At 52.8% G+C, this 20,605-nt stretch carries 17 protein-coding genes; 1 reads left to right on the forward strand and 16 read right to left on the reverse strand.

Translation table 11 applies throughout. The features are described from left to right. The 5 genes from ACTRC3_RS02510 to aroD all read right to left on the reverse strand — a co-directional run. Positions 1-2,426: LamG-like jellyroll fold domain-containing protein (locus ACTRC3_RS02510; RefSeq protein WP_440321314.1), on the reverse strand; the 2,426-nt coding region annotated here is incomplete at its 3' end. A gap of 204 nt (positions 2,427-2,630) precedes the next feature. Then, complete coding sequence (locus ACTRC3_RS02515) at positions 2,631-3,371, reverse strand: response regulator transcription factor (RefSeq protein ID WP_440321316.1); 741 nt, start codon at positions 3,369-3,371, stop codon at positions 2,631-2,633. Further along, positions 3,364-5,085, reverse strand: a complete 1,722-nt coding sequence (locus ACTRC3_RS02520) for a cache domain-containing sensor histidine kinase (RefSeq protein ID WP_440321318.1) — start codon at positions 5,083-5,085, stop codon at positions 3,364-3,366. The genes ACTRC3_RS02515 and ACTRC3_RS02520 overlap by 8 nt, the downstream gene beginning before the upstream one ends. After that, on the reverse strand, positions 5,082-6,725 hold the full coding sequence (locus ACTRC3_RS02525; protein ID WP_440321320.1) for a hypothetical protein: 1,644 nt from the start codon (positions 6,723-6,725) through the stop codon (positions 5,082-5,084). The genes ACTRC3_RS02520 and ACTRC3_RS02525 overlap by 4 nt, the downstream gene beginning before the upstream one ends. Before the next feature lie 25 nt (positions 6,726-6,750). Next, positions 6,751-7,509: a type I 3-dehydroquinate dehydratase gene (gene aroD, locus ACTRC3_RS02530; protein WP_440321322.1), complete on the reverse strand. Its 759-nt coding sequence runs from the start codon at positions 7,507-7,509 to the stop codon at positions 6,751-6,753. A 123-nt stretch (positions 7,510-7,632) separates the two neighbouring features. Between aroD and ACTRC3_RS02535 the strand changes: the two genes are divergently transcribed. Beyond that, positions 7,633-8,337 carry a S1 RNA-binding domain-containing protein gene (locus tag ACTRC3_RS02535; RefSeq protein ID WP_440321324.1) on the forward strand — a complete coding sequence of 235 codons (705 nt, stop codon included), beginning with the start codon at positions 7,633-7,635 and terminating at the stop codon, positions 8,335-8,337. A 74-nt stretch (positions 8,338-8,411) separates the two neighbouring features. Here ACTRC3_RS02535 and ACTRC3_RS02540 read toward each other — a convergent pair whose 3' ends face one another. From ACTRC3_RS02540 to add, 11 genes are all read right to left on the reverse strand, one after another. Further along, positions 8,412-8,948 carry a DUF3592 domain-containing protein gene (locus ACTRC3_RS02540; protein ID WP_440321326.1) on the reverse strand — a complete coding sequence of 179 codons (537 nt, stop codon included), beginning with the start codon at positions 8,946-8,948 and terminating at the stop codon, positions 8,412-8,414. Positions 8,949-9,195: 247 nt separating this feature from the next. Further along, positions 9,196-10,074, reverse strand: a complete 879-nt coding sequence (locus ACTRC3_RS02545) for a DUF3137 domain-containing protein (RefSeq protein ID WP_440321328.1) — start codon at positions 10,072-10,074, stop codon at positions 9,196-9,198. Positions 10,075-10,084: 10 nt separating this feature from the next. Next, positions 10,085-11,029 (reverse strand): hypothetical protein, encoded by a 945-nt coding sequence (locus ACTRC3_RS02550; RefSeq protein WP_440321330.1) that lies wholly within the window; start codon positions 11,027-11,029, stop codon positions 10,085-10,087. 15 nt (positions 11,030-11,044) lie between these two features. Then, the gene (locus ACTRC3_RS02555; RefSeq protein ID WP_440321332.1) at positions 11,045-12,382 is read right to left on the reverse strand and encodes a hypothetical protein; all 1,338 of its coding nucleotides are present in this window, start codon (positions 12,380-12,382) and stop codon (positions 11,045-11,047) included. A gap of 18 nt (positions 12,383-12,400) precedes the next feature. After that, positions 12,401-13,168 carry a hypothetical protein gene (locus ACTRC3_RS02560; protein ID WP_440321334.1) on the reverse strand — a complete coding sequence of 256 codons (768 nt, stop codon included), beginning with the start codon at positions 13,166-13,168 and terminating at the stop codon, positions 12,401-12,403. A gap of 12 nt (positions 13,169-13,180) precedes the next feature. Further along, positions 13,181-14,107, reverse strand: coding sequence for a hypothetical protein (locus ACTRC3_RS02565; protein WP_440321336.1), 927 nt, complete (start codon positions 14,105-14,107; stop codon positions 13,181-13,183). Positions 14,108-14,135: 28 nt separating this feature from the next. Beyond that, on the reverse strand, positions 14,136-14,375 hold the full coding sequence (locus tag ACTRC3_RS02570) for a DUF2442 domain-containing protein (RefSeq protein ID WP_178039614.1): 240 nt from the start codon (positions 14,373-14,375) through the stop codon (positions 14,136-14,138). An 85-nt stretch (positions 14,376-14,460) separates the two neighbouring features. Next, on the reverse strand, positions 14,461-16,941 hold the full coding sequence (locus ACTRC3_RS02575; protein WP_440321339.1) for a LuxR C-terminal-related transcriptional regulator: 2,481 nt from the start codon (positions 16,939-16,941) through the stop codon (positions 14,461-14,463). 182 nt (positions 16,942-17,123) lie between these two features. Next, a complete protein-coding gene (locus ACTRC3_RS02580) occupies positions 17,124-18,656 on the reverse strand; it encodes a sodium/proline symporter (RefSeq protein ID WP_349164495.1) in 1,533 nt (510 codons plus the stop codon). Between the two features lie 261 nt (positions 18,657-18,917). After that, on the reverse strand, positions 18,918-19,508 hold the full coding sequence (locus tag ACTRC3_RS02585; RefSeq protein WP_178039617.1) for a TetR family transcriptional regulator: 591 nt from the start codon (positions 19,506-19,508) through the stop codon (positions 18,918-18,920). Between the two features lie 92 nt (positions 19,509-19,600). Beyond that, positions 19,601-20,587 carry an adenosine deaminase gene (gene add / locus ACTRC3_RS02590; protein ID WP_440321342.1) on the reverse strand — a complete coding sequence of 329 codons (987 nt, stop codon included), beginning with the start codon at positions 20,585-20,587 and terminating at the stop codon, positions 19,601-19,603. Positions 20,588-20,605 lie beyond the last annotated feature (18 nt).

Below are 20,605 nucleotides of genomic sequence, written 5' to 3' on the forward strand. Positions count from 1 at the left end.
TTACCGCCGGTAAAGCCTTCTTCTGTGGCCTCATTGAAATCAAACTGCGCCAGGATCCGCTTCTCGATCGGCGTATCGTCGTTGGTGATTCCGCCGATTTCTTTGTTGACGCGGTTATATTCTTCCCGGGTAATCGGCAAGATGGTACCGTGGCGCTTCTTCAGGGAGCCGAAGTTGACATCGGTGGCCGGTGCCCAGCTGTTGGTCGTCTGATCCCCGATATCTGTAGTCCGGAAGGGCAGATATCCTTTGCCTTCTCTATACTGGTCACACATCAGACCCCAGGTCGGAACCTTTTTTCCACCCTTCGTCTGCCAGTCATCCTCGTTATACAGGAAGAATTCCGGTCCCTCCAGCATGCTTCCGCTGTATCTGTCGTTATTGAAAATATCCCTTAAGGTTCCGATGATTTCCCAGCCGTCATAGATCGATTTGCTTTTTTCAATGGTAATCTGACCGTCGCCGGACGCACGATAGTAGGTGTCCCCCACCTGAATCATAGTCGTGTCAATGATAGACTTCTCCCGATCAATCCAGAGTACCGCGTCAGAAAATGTATAAAAATCACGGGTGGTGGCATAATACATGTTCATGCGGTCACCCAGCTTGTTGCTTTGGTCGGATCCTGTCGCCCAATATACCACATAATTTCCGGTATTCTCGTCGTAGAAGGCCTCCGGAGCCCAGGCGCAGCCTGCTCCCGGAATGGTGCCTGCCACGTCCGCCAGACGGGGCTCGGTCCAGTTTACCAGATCGGTGGATTCCCAGATAACCAGTTTGGTGCTGCCTCCAGTGGTTGCATTGCCCCAGCCCTTTCGGTTATAGATGCTGAGATCGGTAGCGATCAGATAAAATTTATCGCCGTTAGCGGAACGAATCAGGTACGGATCACGCACGCCCTTATCACCGACGTCAGAGCTGAGCACCGGGCTTCCGTTGGCTGTCAGATCCGTCCACTGGCTTCCGTCCTCGCTGGTAGCGAAGTAAATCTGCTCGTCTGTGGCCCGGCCTTCGGTTCCGGTGAAATGCGCAAACAGATAATCTGTAGTCTGCTTCATCTGCTCCGGCGCTTTCTTTACAGTAATTTCAAAAGAAGCTGTTCTTTTCTCCTCCCCGCAGGTCAGTGTGGCGGTAAGTGTCAAAGTGGTATCTTCCGCCGGTCTGGTGACGATACCGGGCTCTTTTCCGTCCTGGGCCGTAGTGGTCACGATACCGTCCATGCTGGCGCTCCAAGCCACGCTTGCCTTCTTATCCGCACCCTTGATACTGATTTCTGTGGGCAGATAGATATTTCCCATAATCTGGGATGCATTCGGAATCCCGATTTTTTCAAGCTGTGCCAGAGCCTCGTCTGCAGTTTCCACATCGTTCAGATTCTTGGTCAGTTCCTGCTCAGATTTTGCTCTGCTGTAAATCACCAGGTTGTCAAGGTAGCCCTTATAGTATTCTCCGCCGCCCCAGTTGGCCTTACCTATCTGAAGGATACTGGACTCTCCGAGAATCTCCTGCAGCGCGTAATTATTTTCCACTTCGGCTTCTTTACTGCCGTCCACATAAAGAACCGTCTTATCTTTCGTATATACAATGTCAATATGCTGCCAGCCATCGGCCGTCGTAGTGGCCGTGGCCGCATTACCGACTCTGGTTCCACTGCAATTATAGCGTTCCGCCCGCACAGATGCCTTCTTGCTCATCACGCCGAGATAATGCTCGCTTCCGTATTTCTGAGCCGTGGTATCCGGCGCCGCATAAAAGGTCCAGCCTGCGTGACCGGAATTATCCGGCTTTGCGTCGTAGCTGACAGTAAGCTCGTCCAGACCGGTCAGCAGGCTTCCATCCTCACAATCTGTCACATTCAGGTAGGTAGAACCATTAAAATACATGGCGTTTCCATTCTTCTCATCCCGCTCCTTGATGGTTGCAGATCCGGTCACTTCTGCCTTTGCGTTGCCGCCGTCCAGACTGTCATTTTCAAACTCAAATTTTGCCAGAACCTCCGGGACTTCTGCTGCCACTGCCGCAGCTTCTGTTTCCGGAGCCGCCTGCTCCGCAGGCTTCTGCGCTTCTTCCGCTTGCGTCTTATTTGCCGGAGTTTCTTTTCCTCCGGCTGTCTCCTGTGCTGTTTCCGTTTTTTCTGTCTGTGTTTTTTCTGTTTCCGTTTTTTCTGTCTGTGTTTTTCCGTCGGTCTCTGTCTCTTCCTGTTTCCCGGAATTTTCCTCTTTCTTCTCCTCTTCGGATCCTTTCGTTTCGCCTGTTCCGGTTTCCATAGTCCCTTCCGTGGTTTTTTCTTCCGCCGCTTCCGCTTCCAGTACTTCCACTCCCGCTGCTTCCGCCTGTACTGTCATGGGGGCCAGGGAGCCTCCCGTCACAGCCGCAGCCAGAAGGAATGCGAGACCCTTCTGCCAGGCAAGCTTCTTATCCTTCATCTCTTCTCCTCCCCGATACATCATGCAAAAAACAGGTATCTGTTTTCCGCTTTTTTTGCCAGTTTCCTATAAAAAACTATACAAAATTCGCTGAAAATCAGATACCTGTTATCTTTTCAGGTTTTTATTCTTTTTTTTGAAGTTTTCAAAGCTGCCCCGGAAAAGTTTAATATTTTAAGAAAAAGGTGGATTTTTTTCAGATTTTTATTTTCGACCCAAAACCTCCGTCCGGTATTTACTGGGTGACATCCCTGCGTTTTTCTTAAATACCTTTGTAAAATAAAAGTAATCCCGGTACCCGACATGTTCCGCCACAGCCTCCACGGACAGAGTTTCGTCTGCCAACAGTTCCTTTGCCTTCTGGATGCGTTTCGAAGTCAGATAATCCGAAAAGGGCAATCCCAATTCTTCCTTTAGAAGGCTGCTCAGGTATCCCGTGCTCAAACTGTATTTCCCCGCCAGACCGGTCAGGGTGATATTTTCCGTATAACTGCTCTGAATTTCTTCCACAATCTGCTGCAGGATAGAGGGCGGCAGATTTTCGGGTTTCTCTGCACGTGACTGTCCGTTCTTCTCAACCTGTCCGCCCAGTCGCCTCAGGACCTCTGTTAACTGCTCCTGCTCCACCGGCTTCAGCAGATAATCTACCGCTCCCATCTGCAAAGCTTTCCGGGCATATTCAAATTCCGCATAGCCGCTCACAAAAACAAGCTTTGTCCCCGGCGTCTGAAGATTCAGTTCTTCCAGCAGCTTCAATCCATCCAGACCAGGCATCCGAATATCGCTGATGACCACATCCGGCCGCAGACGCCTGATTTCCTCCAGAGCTGTCACCCCATTATTGGCCTCGCCTACTACCCGGAACGGCTCTCCTGATTTCTCAATCAGCTTTTTCAGGCCCATGACAATCCAGATTTCATCATCCGCAAGAAATACACTATACATTCTTTTCTTCACCGCCTTTTCTTCCGTCCTGCACTACGTCCGGAATCCGGATCGTAATCCTCGTTCCTTTACCCGGTTCACTTTCTATCTGAAATTCCATCTGTTCTCCATAAAACAGCTTTAAACGCTGATAGATATTGCTCATGCCAATCCCGCCGGTCTTCTCGCCCGCTTCGATTCCCCGGCGAATCTCCTGAAGCCGCTCTTTCTCAATTCCGCAGCCGTCGTCCTCCACCCGGAATATCAGCTGCCCTTCCCGGTGCTCCACCTTTACCTGAACCGTTCCGCCCTCTATGGTCTGCTCCAGGCCGTGAAAGACCGCATTTTCCACCAGGGGCTGCAAAATCAACTTGATAATCGGCTTCTCGGCTGCCGCCTCCTCCATATGGATCGCCACGCGGATTTTTCCCATAAAACGATACTCTATGATACGGGCGTACTCCCGGATATAACTTATCTCTTTTTCCACCGTTACCACATTTTCCCCTTTAATGGCATAACGGAATACCCGTGACAGGGACATGGTGATCTCCGCAATCTCGTCGGCATCGTGGTACAAAGCCATAGCCCGGATACAGTCCAATGTATTATATAAGAAATGGGGATTGATCTGATTTCGGTAAGCCAGCAGCTGCAGCTGTTTTTTTGACAGTTCCATTTCGTAAAGCTTCTGCCTGGATTCCGTCATTTCCCTGTCATGCCGCTCCCGTTCATCCAGCATCCGGTTCAGACTGTTGATCACCGTTCCTATCTCATCCTCCCGAACCATTTCCATGCGTGCCTCGGGTTCCGTCATAATGTGTCGGATAAACGTATCAATCTGATGCAGCGGACGTACCAGATAGCGGTAACAAAAATACAGCAGAACAAGCAGCGCCAGAACAGCCAAAATATAGGCCACTGTTATCAGGTACGTTAACTGATTCATCGACTGATTATACGTGCGGCTCGGTATCCGGCTGACCGTTCGCCATCCCTCTATGGCAAGATTTCGTATCTCTACTTCATAATCCGCATTATCCTCCAGCATACTATCCAACAGCACGGAAGCACCTCCATTGCCTCTGGCTGCTACAATCCGGTTTTTTCCGTCCAGAATATAGTTCTCGGCCGTATCCGTCACCCGGGCATGTTCCAGCATATCATCGAAATTTCCGGTTTTCATCACAAAGGCGCAGCGAGCCAACATATCACCATAATTCTTGCTTTCCAGATCATAAACCGGAAAATATATCAAATAACGATCCGCCTGCGACATCCCCATGGAAAATACATTCCCAAAAGCCATTATTTCACTGCTTTTTTTCAGTCTTTCCTCTTCACCGGGCACCTGCTCACCCAGACTGAGCAGGAGCTCCCCATCCCGATTGTAAATGTACAGTCCCGCAATGTTATTTTCCAACAGTACCGCATTTTGATAAAGCTCTGCCACTTTCTCCGCTGATACTACGCGATCTGCAGATTCCATTGTAAGATACTGATACATGAGCGGGGAATAGACCAGATTTGTCGCCACATGATTCATAAAATCACAGAAGTTGTCTGTCTCCGCGCAAATCTGGGAGAGTTTTTCCTTATTGAGTTCTGTAAGATTTTTCCGATTGCTGTCCGCCACATACTTCGTCGTAACCAGATAAGCGATGACCAGTACCATAAGTACCAGCCCGCCTATCATCAGAAGCCTTGCCAAAAGACTGCTCTGTCGCTTGTTCATTCCGTTCCTCTGCTCTCTGTGGAATTGATCTTTTTAAGTTTTTCGCCGTATTCCTGACATCTCGCCTGGTAAACCTCGTTTTTCACCTGATCAAGCTCCTCAATACCGCGATTTCTAAGTCCTTTCATCAGCGTCTCATATTCCTGCTCAAAGGCAGCTTCATCGGACGCCAGAACCACCTTCGGAAGCTGAACTTTCTTCCACTGCTCCAATACCGCGTCCATCTTTCGCTCTTCCCCATCCTCCGGGAAATTTTGCAGCAGGTCCGTCACCAATGATTTGTTATAGATAACCGTTTTCTCATTTTTCGCATAGGCAGTCTGTATTGTCTCATCTGCCTGTATCTGACTGCCTTCCTCATAAGGTGCCAGTACACTCCGCTCCCAGGCTGTGTTGTTGAACATCCACCAGATATTCACGTCGGTCTCGCTGCCCGCTGCTCTCGCCTTCTCTCCCTCCTCTGTCAGCTTAATTCTTCCTTTTTCGTCCAACACATAATCTGCTCCCTCATCTCCGAAGCACCACCGCCGCATTCCTGCTTCGCTGGTCATATCATCCAGCCAGGCTGCAATCTGCTCCGGATAGCGGCAGTCTTTTGCTATAAAGGTATTGATCCATCCGGTAGTAGCCTGCAACTTTCTTCCCTGCACCGGCCGTTCTCCATCTTTTCCCTGAATTACGCCGGATGAAATCCATTTCCGTGCATCCACGCCTGTATTGCATACATTTCCGATAAAACACAAAACTTTTCCGGATGCCATTTTCTCCTTGATCTGATCGTTCGTAAAAAGCATCTGTTCTACGGACGCGTATCCCTCCCGCATAGCCTGATTTAGAAATGCCAGCGCCTTTTTTGTCTCCGGCTGTCGGATCTCATCCAGGTAGTTTCCCGCGTCATCCACATATTCTGCGCCAAAGGTCGCTTGCAGAAAGGCCAGAGAAAACGCCTGCCAGGCATCGCCGTCTATCAGAAGGGGCTGGATATCCCCTCTGGCTTTCGCTTTCTCCCATGCCTGAAGGACCTCGTCTTCCGTCTGAAGCTCTTCTGCTTCAATCCCCAGTTCCTCCAGAAGCTTCCGATTCCACATGATTCCACCAGGGTTACCCAGCTCTGAGATCTCCCGATAACGGGGCGCGCTGGCCTTCCAGATCTTCCTGGCGTCCCGGGAATTGATATGGGACGGCCAGGCGTACCAGGCTCCGTCCCTTTTTATCAGCTCATATTTTATATCCTCCGGGAATTCAGTCAGGATATGGGAATCTGGACAGTAGGTTTCCAGAAATTCATCCAGTTTCCACACCTTCCCGGACGTTACTAATTGATGGATCACCGTTTCGTCTGTCACCGAAATAATATCTGGCAGTTCATTATTCACCAGCATCAGGCTCAGTTGACGATTCGGTTTTCCTAACCTCGGCATGACATCAATGACAACACCCGTTTCCCGTGAAATGTCGCCTGTAATCGTACCCTCTGTCACATCCCATTCCGGCGCGTGCCAGAAATCCACGCCACAGAACAGAGTGGCATGAACATACGCCTCCCGGGTGTCTGCCTTTTCTTCCATTTTTTCTGCTTCTCCACATCCGGACAGCAAAAGCGTCAGGAGCAATATACCGGTCCATAACCCTCTCTTCATCCCATCCTCCTCCTTCATTTCCAGCCTATCCCTGTCTGAGTACCTCCAGCGCCATCTTAAGCTCCGGCACGCTCACCTGCCCCGGCGCGGAGGCCACGCCTGCGCTTCCGAAGGTCATGACGGAGCCGAAGACCTCACCGGCCAGACGGCTCACCGCCCCCTTCGGACCCATGGACATGGTTACCACGGGCTGCTTCGCGTACTGCTCCTGCATTTCCCATGTGGCCGAAAGAAGCGTCAGCACGTCCCCCGCGTCCTGAGGCATGACCGCAAGCTTCAGAAGATCCGCCCCACAATCCTGCATCCGGATTAGCCGGGCTAGGATCTCCTCTTTTGCCGGAGTCTTTTCAAAATCATGGCTGGAGGCAATCACCTTTACCCCCTGCGCCTTTGCCTCTTTGCAGATATCCCGAAGCAGCTCTTCTCCCCGGAACAGTTCCACGTCGATGAGATCTGCCTGTCCGGACATAAGGACCGTCCTTAAAAATACCGCATACTCCTCAGGGCTTACGCTCTGCTCGCCGCCCTCCTCTCTGGTCCGGAAGGTCACCAGAAGCGGCAGCTCGCCCAGCTCTTCACGCAGCCATATCAGCATAGTTTCCAGTTTTTCCCTGTCAAATACTTCCTCATACCAGTCTGCCCGCCATTCCGCCAGATCCGGCTTCGCCGCTTTCAGCTCTGCCGTCCGCAGCGCAATCTCCTCTCTGGTGCGGCCCGTTATCGGAACGCAGATCTTCGGTCTTCCTTCTCCAAAAACAATCTTTCTTATTTTCACTCGATTCATCTATTTTTCTCCTGATTCCGTTTGCTTTTTGCACCATTTTACCATATAATAGAACTATTGGACAGCGGATTTCTCAGAAATCTGTCTGTAATCTGAATTTTATAGGAAATGAGGTATTGGGAAATGGAAGAAAAAACAACAATGGACGATTTCAAGGAAGAGCTGGAGGCTTCCTTCCAGGATACACAGGAGAATGATGTGGCTGACATCACAGATCCGGCGTGGCAGACTCTGGTACAGTATCTGGAGGACAAGACCGTTCTCACCGTAAAAATCGGCGGCATTGTCAAGTCCGGCGTAGTCGCTTACGTAGAAGGAATCCGCGGCTTTATCCCGGCTTCCAAGCTTTCTCTTAGCTATGTGGAGAACCTGGAGGACTGGCTGAATAAGAAGATCCAGGTACAGGTTATCACTGCAGATCCGGAGAACCAGAAGCTGGTTCTCTCCGCAAGAGAGCTGCTTCGCGAGAAGGCTGCCGAGGAGCGTCGGTCAAAGCTGGCCAGCGTACAGGTCGGTCTGGTAACGGAAGGAAAGGTCGAGAGCATCCAGCCCTACGGCGCATTCATCGATCTGGGCGACGGTCTCTCCGGACTGGTACACGTATCCCAGATTTCTGAAAAGCGTATCAAGAGCCCGGACGTGGTTCTGAAGGTCGGCGATACCGTAAAGGTAAAGGTTATCGCTATCAAGGACGGCAAGCTGTCCCTGAGCATGAAGGCGCTGAACGAAGCCGCTGCGGAAGATCTTCCGGAAGAAAAAATCGAAATCCCGAAGGCCGAGGAGCTGACCACCACCCTGGGAGACCTTTTCAAGAATATTAAGCTGTAAAAAACAGAAGTAAAAAGCGAAGGCATTTTGGATGCCTTCGCTTTTTGCTTCTATTTGATTCTGGATATTCGGTATCAGGAAATAGAGACCTGACCGGTGAAGGTCATAATGCCGAACCACAGCAGGAACACAGCAAAAACGAAGAAAAGGAATCCGCCGAAAACGGGCTTTCGAGGTCTGTCCTCCGTAATGCGGTCGGGCTGCTTGGGGTCATAATATCCCACCACCTGCCGCCCCAGCTCCCGCTTGCCGGACAACGTCTGACGGCTTGCGTAGTGGTAGGTCCTGCCATTTACAGTGTACTCATAGGTTGGAAGATAGACCGTCTCCCGACGCAGCCGATCACTGCCGTCCTCCTGGTGCTCCCACCTTTCATCGACCGATTCCTCGATCCATACCACCTTCATCATCGTGGTGCCCGTGTACCGCTGCACGTCATCCTTGTATCCCTTCCATGCGCCTTTCCGCTGGCGGACCCCGAGCCATGCCACCAGTACAGCCCCGAGAACAAAGCCGGTTCCCGCTGTAATATATCGCGTATATTCCACGGGCCATGCCACAAGCACTACCGCAAGAATGAAACCAATCACGATTACTTTCATATTCTTCATACGTCCTCCTTCCTGCCGCCATGGGCGGGGATTCCTTTTTACGACACCGACGGTTGGTTCCGCACGGCATCCACAAACAAAATAGTTAGTCCGATATAAGCGGCACATACCACTGCCAGCAGGACGCAGAGCATAACGCAGACGATTTGAACCGGTTTCCGCAAGTAACGGTGTGAGAGAACACTCCCCAACATCGATAGCAACAGCAACATAACAGCGAGCCAAAAAGGCATATGCCCCACCTCCCTTATACGCCGCGGAATACGTCGATCAAATCTGTGAACCAGCGCAGTTCACAGGTAAAGCGCCGGCGCAGCTGATCCGGCATCTCCCGACCCTTGCCGATATCAAAAAAACCGCGACCGCTGTGGACGGCAAGATACAGCCTGCCATCCGGATTGAGATTCACGGCAAATTTACCGAAGGAGGCATCTGCCAGTGCCAGGATCTGCTCGATGCAGCCGGGATTCAGGATGCAAAGGGCCGCCTGCGCATCGCCGCTGCTCAGATTAAATCGTTTATCAAACATCTCATTGCCTGTCTTGATCGTTCGGGCGTTGAACAGCTTATCCATTTTGTCCCGCGGCCAGATGGTCAGCCATGTTTGAAATTCTTGTCCCAGTTCACACAGCATCCACTGGCCGGTGTAAACCACCTGCTCGTTCTTTTCCCACAGGCCGGTCTCCTCCCGTTGAAACTCGCTGACTTCCGTCAGCCTTACGGTACATAGTTCCGTGGTCAGGCCGCGATATGTTCCGCGGATATACCCACTGCCGCTGCAATGGGTGTGGCCGGGCAGGGGAATGTTCGTGTCCTCTGCGTCCAGAAGATGCGACGCAGGGTTCATCTGCACGTTTTCAAGGGCAGCGCCCACGATGTCCGGCGCGATGGCGTCGAAGGTCTGCCGGCCTGCCTTGTCCTTGGACTTACCCTGCACCATCTGCCCCAGGCTTAGAACCACACCGCCGATGACAATCATCACAAGGTTGCCGCCCAGAATGATGCCCACCACGGCAATCACCACGCCCAGCAGCGAAAGAATTTTTCCGCCCAGCTTGCTACCCTTACTCTTACGCAGCTCCTGCGCCATATGTTCATCCGTCATGTTCATGTCCCTTTCTTCCATATTCTTCTCCTTATTCTGTCGTGCCTGTCAGAGCGGGGCTTTCCGTTATCAGATCCAGCAGATTGCCCATACCGGTCAGCGAGGCGGTGAACCACTTTCGGATGCCGTCGATATCCCGCAGATCCAGCTCCTCCGGAACGCCCGCAAACACATACCGGGTGTTCAGGGCCAGCGTCAGATCGCCGTCACGGAGGATAAGACCGCACAGCTTGGAACTGTTGGAAGATGCCTCCAGCTTCTGCACCAGCTCACGAAGCTGCTGCGTCACCTGATCGTCCGCCGCCTTCCCGTCCGACCTGTGGGCAGAAAAATGCTTTCTAAACAAAACGGAATCGGTAATATCGTCCTTTTTCCGCTCCTGGAACATGTCGTTTACGGTCATATCCAGTGCCAGGTCACAGATGCCCTTGCAGCGTACCACGATGCCGCGGAACAGCGTCTCGGTTCGAGTCATCCAGTTGTCGTTGTCGGGGCCGGAGCGTTCTTCCACCGTGCGGCGCAGCTCCACGTTGGCAGCGGAAAACCGCAGCCCCTTGTGCTCGCCCTCGTGAAAGTCCGTCACGGTACACTCCGTAAAAGAGACCGCCGACAGCTTTGCTGCCTCCAGGTACGCCCAGTCGATGGGCAGCGTGGCCGGCTCCGGCTCCGGGCCGAAGGCTTTTGTCAGCTCTGCGCAGAAATAGCCGCCCAGCTCTTGCTGCATCAACGCTTTTTTCTTCGTTTGGGCGGGCTTTGCCACCAACAGGAACAGCGCCACACCGGTAAAGACCAGAATGCAGATCACCATGAGATTACGATACACAAACATCATGATGCACCCGGTGATCACCAGAATAACGCCCAGCAATATGCCGATGCTCTCCATTCTCTGACAGCTTCCCAGCTTTTTTGACAGCTCCGCATCCGTCATGCGCCCTGCTCCCGGCGTGTCAAAGTCATTGCGTTTCATTCCCATAGCCGTTCCTCCCTTTTAGTAACACAGACTGAAGTACAGGCTGCGATAGGGCTCTACCGTGTCGATATCCATAAGGGCAGCTTCGGGCGAAATGCTGTCCAGCTGCATACGTTTGGCACTGTCTTTATAGTTGTCCGGCTGGGCCTCTGCGGCAAAAACGAGTCCGTCATAGTCCTCTGGAAGATAGACGGCGTAGCTCTTGGTCAGAACCTGCGCCCAGTCCCCCACGTTGTACTGCCAGTCGGTTGAATACGCGAATTCAATCAGGTAGCTGTTCCCCTGCCAGCTGACGGTGTGGAGATAATAGTTGTCCCCGCGCTGGCTGTTGCCGTAGGCCGTTGAGGTGGTGAGCCACATACCGGTATAGAAGTCATAGAGTTCACTGCTGGTAACAGTCGTATACTGCTGATCAAAGTAGGGAATGGAGCCTTCCGGAACATAACAGATGGCGTCAAAGTGCAACTCGCGGATGCCGTCGTGGGTGTAATCGCCGTTCTTTATAATCTCCCAATAGCAGTCGTCGGTGTTGTAGCCGTCGCCAAGTCCCGCATAGCTGCAAACCCCATCTTCCAGCAGGAAGGTCCCCATCTCCACGGCGGCATTGATCGCAAGCCCGTTTCTTGTAAAGTACGGCTCCTGAGACTGGATACCCTCCACAGGCAGGAGCGTGCCGCCGTTTACGCTGTCGATGAGGTCGCCGCTGACGGTGCGATCCAGCTGCAAGGTGTCGCCGCTGCCGTCGAAGTGGAGCATCAAGCCATTTTCGTCCACCCACAGCGTGCCGTATTCGATAACATCATCCTGGTCGTTCACAAATTCCCATGTGGCGTCATCGCGGATGCGCAGCCAGAGATTCTCCCCCTGATACTCCCAAAGGCCCACATACTCGCTGAGATCATCACCGTTTAAGTCACCGCCGCTGAGAGCAACGGTGGAGAGATCCTCCCGGAAGACATAGCGCTCCACCGGATCCCAGATCCAGATCAGCTCGGTGGCGTCACCGTTTTCATGGATAAAGCTTACCAGCACATCGCTTTCCTCATCGCCGTCGATATCCTCGAAGGAGATGGCGTTGAATGCCTGCTCTGCATCGGGAATGTTCATAGGAAAAGACACGCTGTCAAAGAGAATCTGCTCCGGCAGATCCCGGTAGAAGGCCGCGCTGCTCTCACTCACCGTGACCAGCACATCCACGCTCTCACCATCATGGGTAATGGTACCGCTGCCAGCCACCACGCCGGTGGTGCGCCAGTCATCTCCCGCTACCTCGTCAGAATTGCCACAGGCGGCAAGATTCAGGCAAATTGCCATAGCCAGCACAGAGATAAAAATATGTTTCCATCGATTCTTCATGGTTTTCCCTCCTTTCCATCATTCCATCATGTAGTAAACGCCCTCATCGCCCCAGACCAGAGCATCCTCGTCAACCTCAAAGACCCGGTAAGAAACGCCGTCATACATGGTGGAGTCCGCATAATAGGTGCTCACCTCGTCCATGGAGTAGGTGAACACTCCGCAGTCCATTTCTGCAGGCTCAACGCCGGGAACGCGCTGGTAATAGCTCCAGTTTCCATTACCGTCAATGACAATATAGGTCTCAGACGAAAGATCGCCGTCATAGTACCAGATGCCCTTGAATTCCGAGACATTCCGCTGGCAGAGGTCGGAATCCCAGCTCCAATAGGAGTCCGGGTTTCCGTCTGGACTGCCACCGTCCTCATACCAGAGGTACTCCATCCCATCTCCGTAGTTGAAGTAACCGTAAGCGGCGCTGTAGAGCTGGCCTTCCTCCATGGCAATGAGGCTGCCGGAATCATCCAGGTTGCTGTAGGCATAGATAGCCTCCCACTCCGGCTCATAGCGGAGGTAGCCTTCATCCACCACTTCCCCGCTGAGATAGAGGGTCCAGTTGCCCTCGGCGTCGATCTCCATGGAATCGTAGTCATTGTTCGCTTCGCCCAGCCAGATACCCTCGAAGCCGCCGAAGTCGTTGACGGTGTCCTCGGTAAGGTCGCCTCCCAGGCCCTCGTTGGGGTCGTCCTGCGGGGCGATTTGTCCCTCCGTATCACCGCAGGCTGTGCACAGCAGGAAAAGCAGTAACACCAGTCCTGCCAAAAGATATGGCTTTTTTCTCTTCATGTAACATCCTCCTTATTCTTCGTCGCTCAAATACAGCTGCGAAAAAATAGTTTGATAGATCTCACCCATATCCGCCGCAGCATCGGGAGATACGCAGAATCCGTAAAGATAGGTGCAAACGTCGGTGTCCACGACAAATACGGTCCATTCCCGGGTGTCTTCGTTCTCACCAGCGGTATAGGTTACGATGTAAACCGGATAGCTTAAGTTTTTGCTGTATTCCTCATTTTCTTCGACGGACAACAGCTCATAGGTATCCGCATCACTTAAAGACAGAGCACAGGTTGCCAGATAATCGCCCAGCTCCTGTACATCCGGAACAAAGCAGCTTTGCTCCGCCGTATTGACCACAAGGAGCTGCCCGTCCTCGGTGATGTCCTCATAACGGTAGGTGCCGTCATCATGGTTTTCGGAGAGCAGCTTCTGCATATTGGTAAAGGGCAGTGCGCCACCCATCAAAACCGGGATGTCGTCCTGTGCGATCACATCACCCCGGCCGTCGCCGGTCACCTGCGTAAAGGTACCAAGCTCAGCCACGTGCAGCGCGCCGACCTCGTCGAACCAACTGCGATAAGCCACGCCGTCATGCTCATTGTAGAAATAATCATAGTCATAGTCCGGCACGAACTGTATGAAGCCGCTGGCGGTCACCTCTTCGTCGGCATCGTACAGCGCAAAGCGTACCTCGTCGCCGGCTTCGCTGGTGGCGGAGATCAGTGTACCGCCGTCCTCGCCCGTCCACGCGCCTCCGTAGAGGTAGAGGTTCGCCATCTGCTCGGAGTCCTTGACAAGCCCCTCGAAGGAATCCGGAACGCCGTATAAATTGTAATCGCTGCCGTCATCGCCATAGTCTTCGTTACTCTCGCCGCAGGCGGCAAGACTCAGGCACAGCGCCAGCGCCAAAGCAAAAGACAGATATTTATTTAAGTGTTTCATCATTTTCTTCTCCTTTTTCAGATAAACGGAGTCAATGCTCCTGTTCCGCCATGGACAAGATCTCGTCATGGCTCAGCTCCACATCGCCGAAGCGGACAAAGATGCCGTTGGTCACAGCGCTGTTCCACACCCGCGCATCTGTCAGCGGGCGAAACCGGATCTTGTCCAGATATGGCTTCATGTCCAATAAAAGCCGGCTTCCGGACACAAAATCTACCTGCAAAACATGGTTGGGCAGCGGCGTGACGGCTGTGAGATACCTTCGGTCCAAGTGCGTACCCTCCTTTCCGCAAAAATAAAAATCCACCGTACAAATATTGTACGGTGGATCCTATGGGATAACCATTAACCAAAGGTTATGTCTTTTGTCCAAATAGCTCGGCTAGCCGTTTCCGCTTGGTTCGGGTGTCGCCCTCGATATGAAGCTTGGAATAGATCTGATTCACATACTGCTTGACACTGCCCTCGGAGAGATAGAGTTTTTCCGCGATCTCCCGGTTGGAAAGGCGCTGTGCCATCAGCTCCACGATCTCAAATTCCCGCATCGTCAGCGCGTCAAAGACTGCCGGACGGGCGCTTGCCGCGTTTCGCGCCCCTGCCCCTTCGCCAAGCTCGGTGATCTTTGCGAGCAGTTCCGTTTTGATCTCCCGCACCAGCAGGGGCTTCAAATGCTCATAATTTTCCACGAACGGCATCATAAGTTCGTCCGGCGCGGCATCAGAAAGCGCCCTTCTTAACCATATGTGGGCTTCCTCGCTCTTGCCCAGCTGCTCATAGGCTGCCGCCGTCTGGATACGGATATGCAACGCTACCAATGCGTAGTGCATCGCCTCGCAGACGGCCAGCAGTTCTGTGCTGCGTCCCACTACCTTGGCATAGGCGCCTTGGGCAAGATACACCTGATTTTCGATCATTTCCATCATGGGCTTGCCCGGCGCAAGCATGTTGATATCAGAAAGGCGGTGCTGCGAAAAAATCTCCGGAATTTTGTCCACTTTACCCTGCAGCGCATGGTAGTAGGCACTGGTGGCACTCCAAAGGTTGATCCACGAGGCGTCGTGATAGCGCAGCAGATCCGCATATCGCTCCTCAAAGGTATAGCGCTGTTCTACGTCTGTGTACAGCGAGAGCCGCCGCGAAAGAAAATCACAGCAGAGTTCCATGTTAATCTGTCCGTTGTCCTTGACCTGTGCGTAGGCACGTTCCACTTCAATGTGTGCATCGGTGAAGCGGCCCTGACAGAACAGTGCCTCTGCGCGCATGATGGTTTCCGCGCCCTGCCCATGGTGATTGGTGACCTGATAGTAATGGGGCATACATTCGTCCATTTCGGCAAGCTCGCTTTCCATCGCTCCCGGCGCGCGGTAGAACATCATCAGAACAGACGGCGATCCGAAGGTCCAGCCGCCGCTCGATTGGATGCTGATGGCGGGGCGGGACATCCGGGCGCTGGCGCTGCGGTGCAGGCGGCTCATGGCACTGATGTCGTTATAGCAGAGAAAGCTCAGAATGAGGTCGCATTCCCCCAGCAGGTTGCCGCGCTCTTCTTCGGACAACTCCGGATGCTCCTCGATGGCCGTCAGCAGCAGCGCCTTCAGCTCCAACATTTTCGGAACTTTCCGCCAGGTGAACATCCGGCGCATCAGCACCAGAATAGCAAAGGGGCATGCTTTCAGCGTTTCTGCAGGGCATTTATCCAGCGCGTTCAGCACATCCTCCGGCTTCAGCGACGCCAGCAGGATGCCCGCATCGCTGCGAATGACCCGCAGCAGCGCATCGTAATTCTCACTCTTCCGGTAGGCGGCAATGGCGTGGAGATACTGTCGGTGCTGCTCGTACCACAGGCCGAAGCGCTCCCAATAGAGCCGCTGCGTTTCCGCCGGCATCGCCAGAAAGCTGCGCTCGGCACACTCCTTCATCATGTGATGGAAGCGGTAAGTCGCGCCGTCCGGCAGGCGTGTGACAAAGGCGTTCTGCTCCGTCAGCGCAGAAAGAATTTGCCCGGCGTCCGCGTTGCCTGTGACGTACTGCGCCATTTGGACGGTGAATTCATCGGCAAGCCCCATGACCGCCAGAAACTCCCGCTGCTGTTCCGGCAACGGATCGATCATAGCGGCAGTAAAGGTGGCGTAGATGTCAGAATGACGGCTGGGCAGCACGCCGTGCTCAAAGAGCGTCCGCAGATTCAGATAAACGGCGGAGAACCAGCCCTCGCTGGAGTAGAGAAGACTCTCCACCTGCGCGTCGGAAAGCTCCGTTCCGCAGCGGTGGGCATAGATGGCCAGTTCCGTATGGTTAAGGCGCAGCTGCTCTGTGCCAATCTGATACACCTTGGCCCCCAGCCGCACTGTCTCCGCGGCAGGCAAAAAACGGTCCCGGCTGGCAACAATCAGATGCACGTTTGCAGGCAGCCGGTTTGCCAGCATACAAAGGAACAGCGAGGCGCGCTTGTCGGTCAGCAGATGGAAATCATCAATAAAGAGATAGCAGGTCGCCTCATCTGCCAGCGAATGGCAGAGAGCGTCCACCAGCAGTCCGGCGCCTGCAGCGTCCGTAGGGCAAGGATAGTTACACAGAACATCAAAACCGGCCCGGGCAAACGCCTCCTGCACGCTTTTCCAGAAGATCGCGAGATTGTCAGAGTACACACTGATGCGGATAATTTTCAGGGTTTCCGACTTGGCACGCTCACCCAGATACCAGTTTACTGCCGTGGTCTTTCCGTAGCCCATGGGGGCGACCACGGTGGTCATGGCGCAACGGGAAATGGGCCGCAGACTCTCCTGCAGCCTTTCTGATATGTAAATGGTATTTAAATTCCATTTCGGTTTTGGCATAATGCGTATCTCCTTCTGCTGTGAATTACAACGACTGCCTTCTGCGCAATGCTGTATTCCCCTGTCACGTTCTTATTTTAATTATACCATGAGAATATGAACACGAAAAGATCTGTCCTGTTTTTGCACTACCCACGGGCATAAAAAAACGGCGTGACCTTCACAGTCACACCGTTCATTTCTTATCTTCCTACGGAATCAAACTCCTCGCAGATCTCCTTGGAGGGAGCCGCTGTCAGCAGAGAAACAATGACAATTGCCAGCGCGGATACGATGAACGCCGGAAGCAGCTCGTAGATGTTCCAGATACCGCCCATGGGACGAACCAGATACTTCCATACGAATACCATCACACCGCCTGCGATCATACCGGCCAGAGCGCCCTGCATATTGGTACGCTTCCAGAACAGCGCGAAGAGAACCAGCGGTCCGAAGGCTGCGCCGAAGCCTGCCCATGCAAAGGATACGATATAGAATACGGAGCTGTCCGGATTCCATGCCAGAAAAATCGCTACAGCAGCAATGCCAATTACGGTCAGACGCGCTGCCATCATGGAAGCCTTTGCGCTCATCTTAATCTTCAGGAAATCCTGCAGCAGGTTCTGGGATACGCCGGAAGCCGCCGTCAGAAGCTGAGAGTCTGCCGTAGACATGGTGCAGGCCAGGATACCGGCCAGAACCACGCCTGCAACCAGGGAAAGCAGGAAATTATGCTGTCCCAGCAGATGGGCGAAACGGATAATGACGGTCTCGGACTCCGCGCTGGTCGCAAAGGTCGGAATCGCGCCCTGTACGGAAGCCGCGCAGCCAATCACACCGATCAGGATAGCCACTGCCATGGAAATTACAACCCAGATGCTGGCAATCCGGCGGGAAAGCGTCAGCTTATTCTCGTCTTCGATGGCCATAAAACGAAGCAGGATATGAGGCATTCCGAAATACCCCAGTCCCCACGCCATGGTAGATACAATCGTCAGCAGACTGTAGGGGCTAGCCGTATTGGTGGCGCCATCATGCATCTGCGCCATGGAAAGATATCCGGCCAGTGAGTTCGCATTTGCCATAACAGCGTCCCAGCCGCCTGCCAGATGGATTCCGTAAAATACGATAACCACCAGAGAAATACTCATAACAATACTCTGAATCAGGTCTGTGGTGGATACGGCCATAAAACCGCCCATGACGGTGTAACCTACGATTACTACCGCTCCGACAATCATCGCCACATGATACTCGACTCCGAAGAGACTGGAGAACAGTGTTCCGATCGCCTTAAAGCCAGACGCCGTATAGGGAATAAAGAAAATCAGAATTACAATCGCCGCGATACACATCAGAATGTTTTTCTCGTCCCGGAAACGTCTGGAAAAGAAATCCGGAATGGTAATCGCGTTGCATTTTACAGAATAGCGGCGCAGACGCTTCGCCACAATCAGCCAGTTCAGATAGGTTCCCAGACCCAGGCCGATAGCGGTCCAACCAGCGTCAGAGATGCCGGTCAGATAAGCGACGCCCGGCAATCCCATCAGGAGCCAGCTGCTCATATCGGAAGCCTCCGCGCTCATCGCCGTTACCAGCGGTCCTAATTTTCGTCCGCCCAGATAAAATTCATCTGCCGAATCGCCGCTGCCCTTTTTACTGAAATAGAATCCCACGTACACCATTGCGACCAGATAAATCACAATCGCCGCGAGAATTCCCACCTGTCCTGCCATAGTTACATCCTCCTCATTTATCTTTCGATCGCGGAAAACAGCTTCTTCTGCCCCGCACATGGGGCTTATTATAGCACAGAGAAAAATAGACTACAATACAGAATAATGTATAGAACGAATACTGTACTTTTATTTCTAAAAATACATATTTTTATTGATTTAATCGTATTTTATAACTAGACGATATTTTATAAAATAAAGGATACAAATAATAAATTTCTATTGTACAAAAAATAAAACAGGCGCGCTTCAAATCCATATTTAGTTCTGCGGCAGGAAGCTGCTGAGAAACACCGGCAGCACCCGGCTACTGTACTCCACCAACGAATACTCCCCGGCGCAGAGACACCAGTCGTACAGAAGGGCCCGCTCGCAGAGAGCGTAGAGCTTTACCATCTCGCTGACGCCGGACGTTCGACTCAGCTGCCCGTTCTCCCGGCCTTTGGCAATGATTTTCCGCAGCAGCTTATAGTAAATCCGGTTATGATCCAGGAGATGCTTCTCGCCGCTGGTGGTCAGCTGAGTGGAATAGAGTCTGGCCAGCAGATCCAGGGAAATGCTGTCTTCAATCATTTTAAAGAGCTCCTGATTCAGAAAGAGCAGCTGATCCATGGCTGTCATGTCCGGAGTCAGCTCCTCCATCAGCTCCTCATATTTTTCATCAAACAGGGAGCTAAGGGTGGAAAGAAGGGCGTCCTTCCCATCGAAATAATGATAGAAGGAACCTTTGGACGTACCGGAAAGGGCAATGATCTCCTCCACGGTTGTATCCTCGTAGCCCTGCTCATAAAAAAGCTTCCAGGCCGCGCTGACGATCTTTCCTCTTGTATTTCTTGCGTTCTTCTTTGCCATTTTCTTCTCCCTGTCTGCAATTACCCATTTTCCGGGCTATTCATTCAATCTGTAGCTTTTGCATTCTTGAGTCACTTTCAGCCTTCCTAAATTCAGCAGCATATTTTTTCTATCACATCACGAAGTCTCCACCGCTCTTCTGCCGTTAAAAAGGCCGCGTCCGCCGCGTTCAGAAGCAGCGTCTTCCGTTCTTCCGCCGTCATGCCAAGTTCCCGGCTAAGCAGTCCGAATTCCTTCTCGATGGTGGTATCCGACACCGTCATATTGTCCGTATTAATCGTCACCTTCAGCCCCCGGCGCAGAAAATCAAGTACAGGATGCTCCGCAAGGGTCGCCACCGCTTTGGTCTGCACATTGCTGCTGGGGCACATTTCCAATGGGATCTGCTGCTCCTTTAACCGAGCAAGCAGCTCCGGATCTTCCGCCGCGCGCACGCCGTGACCGATACGGCTGGCTCCAAAGGCAAGCGCCGCCTGAATACTCTCCGGCCCGTCGGCCTCGCCCGCGTGAATCGTAAAAGGCACACCAAGCTCTTTCGCGAGACCAAAGACGTCCGCGAAATCCTCCGTCGGATACAGGGCTTCCGCCCCCGCCAGATCCAGCGCCGCCACGCCCCGGCCCAGAAAGGCCGCCGCTGTCCGCACCGTTAGAAGGTTTTCCTCTCGGTTGTCCGCTCCGCGCATACAGCAGAGAATCAGCTTACAGTTGAAAAACGAACCGATAAGCGCCTCCTGCATGCCTGACAGAGCCGCCTTCACCACCTGCTCCTGGCTCATACCCTTCTTCGTGTGAAGCTGGGGCGCAAATCGGATTTCCGCATAGAGCATCCCCTGCTCCTTTAAGGAGCTGACCAGAATATACATGGCTTTGCGCACGGCCTCCTTCGTCTGCAGCACCTGCAGGGGCAGGTCAAATTTTTCCAGATATTCGTTAAGGCTTCCACACTCTTCCGGCGCTGCCAGAAACAGCTTTAGCTCGTCCGGTTCTGTGGCCGGAAGCAGGATTCCCTGCTCCTGCGCAAGCTCCAATACGGTGCGCGGAAGCAGGGAACCATCAAAATGCAAATGCAAATCTATCATAAGATATCCTCTTATATG

This window comes from Laedolimicola sp., from assembly GCF_051972735.1.
Lineage (GTDB): Bacteria > Bacillota > Clostridia > Lachnospirales > Lachnospiraceae > Laedolimicola > Laedolimicola intestinihominis.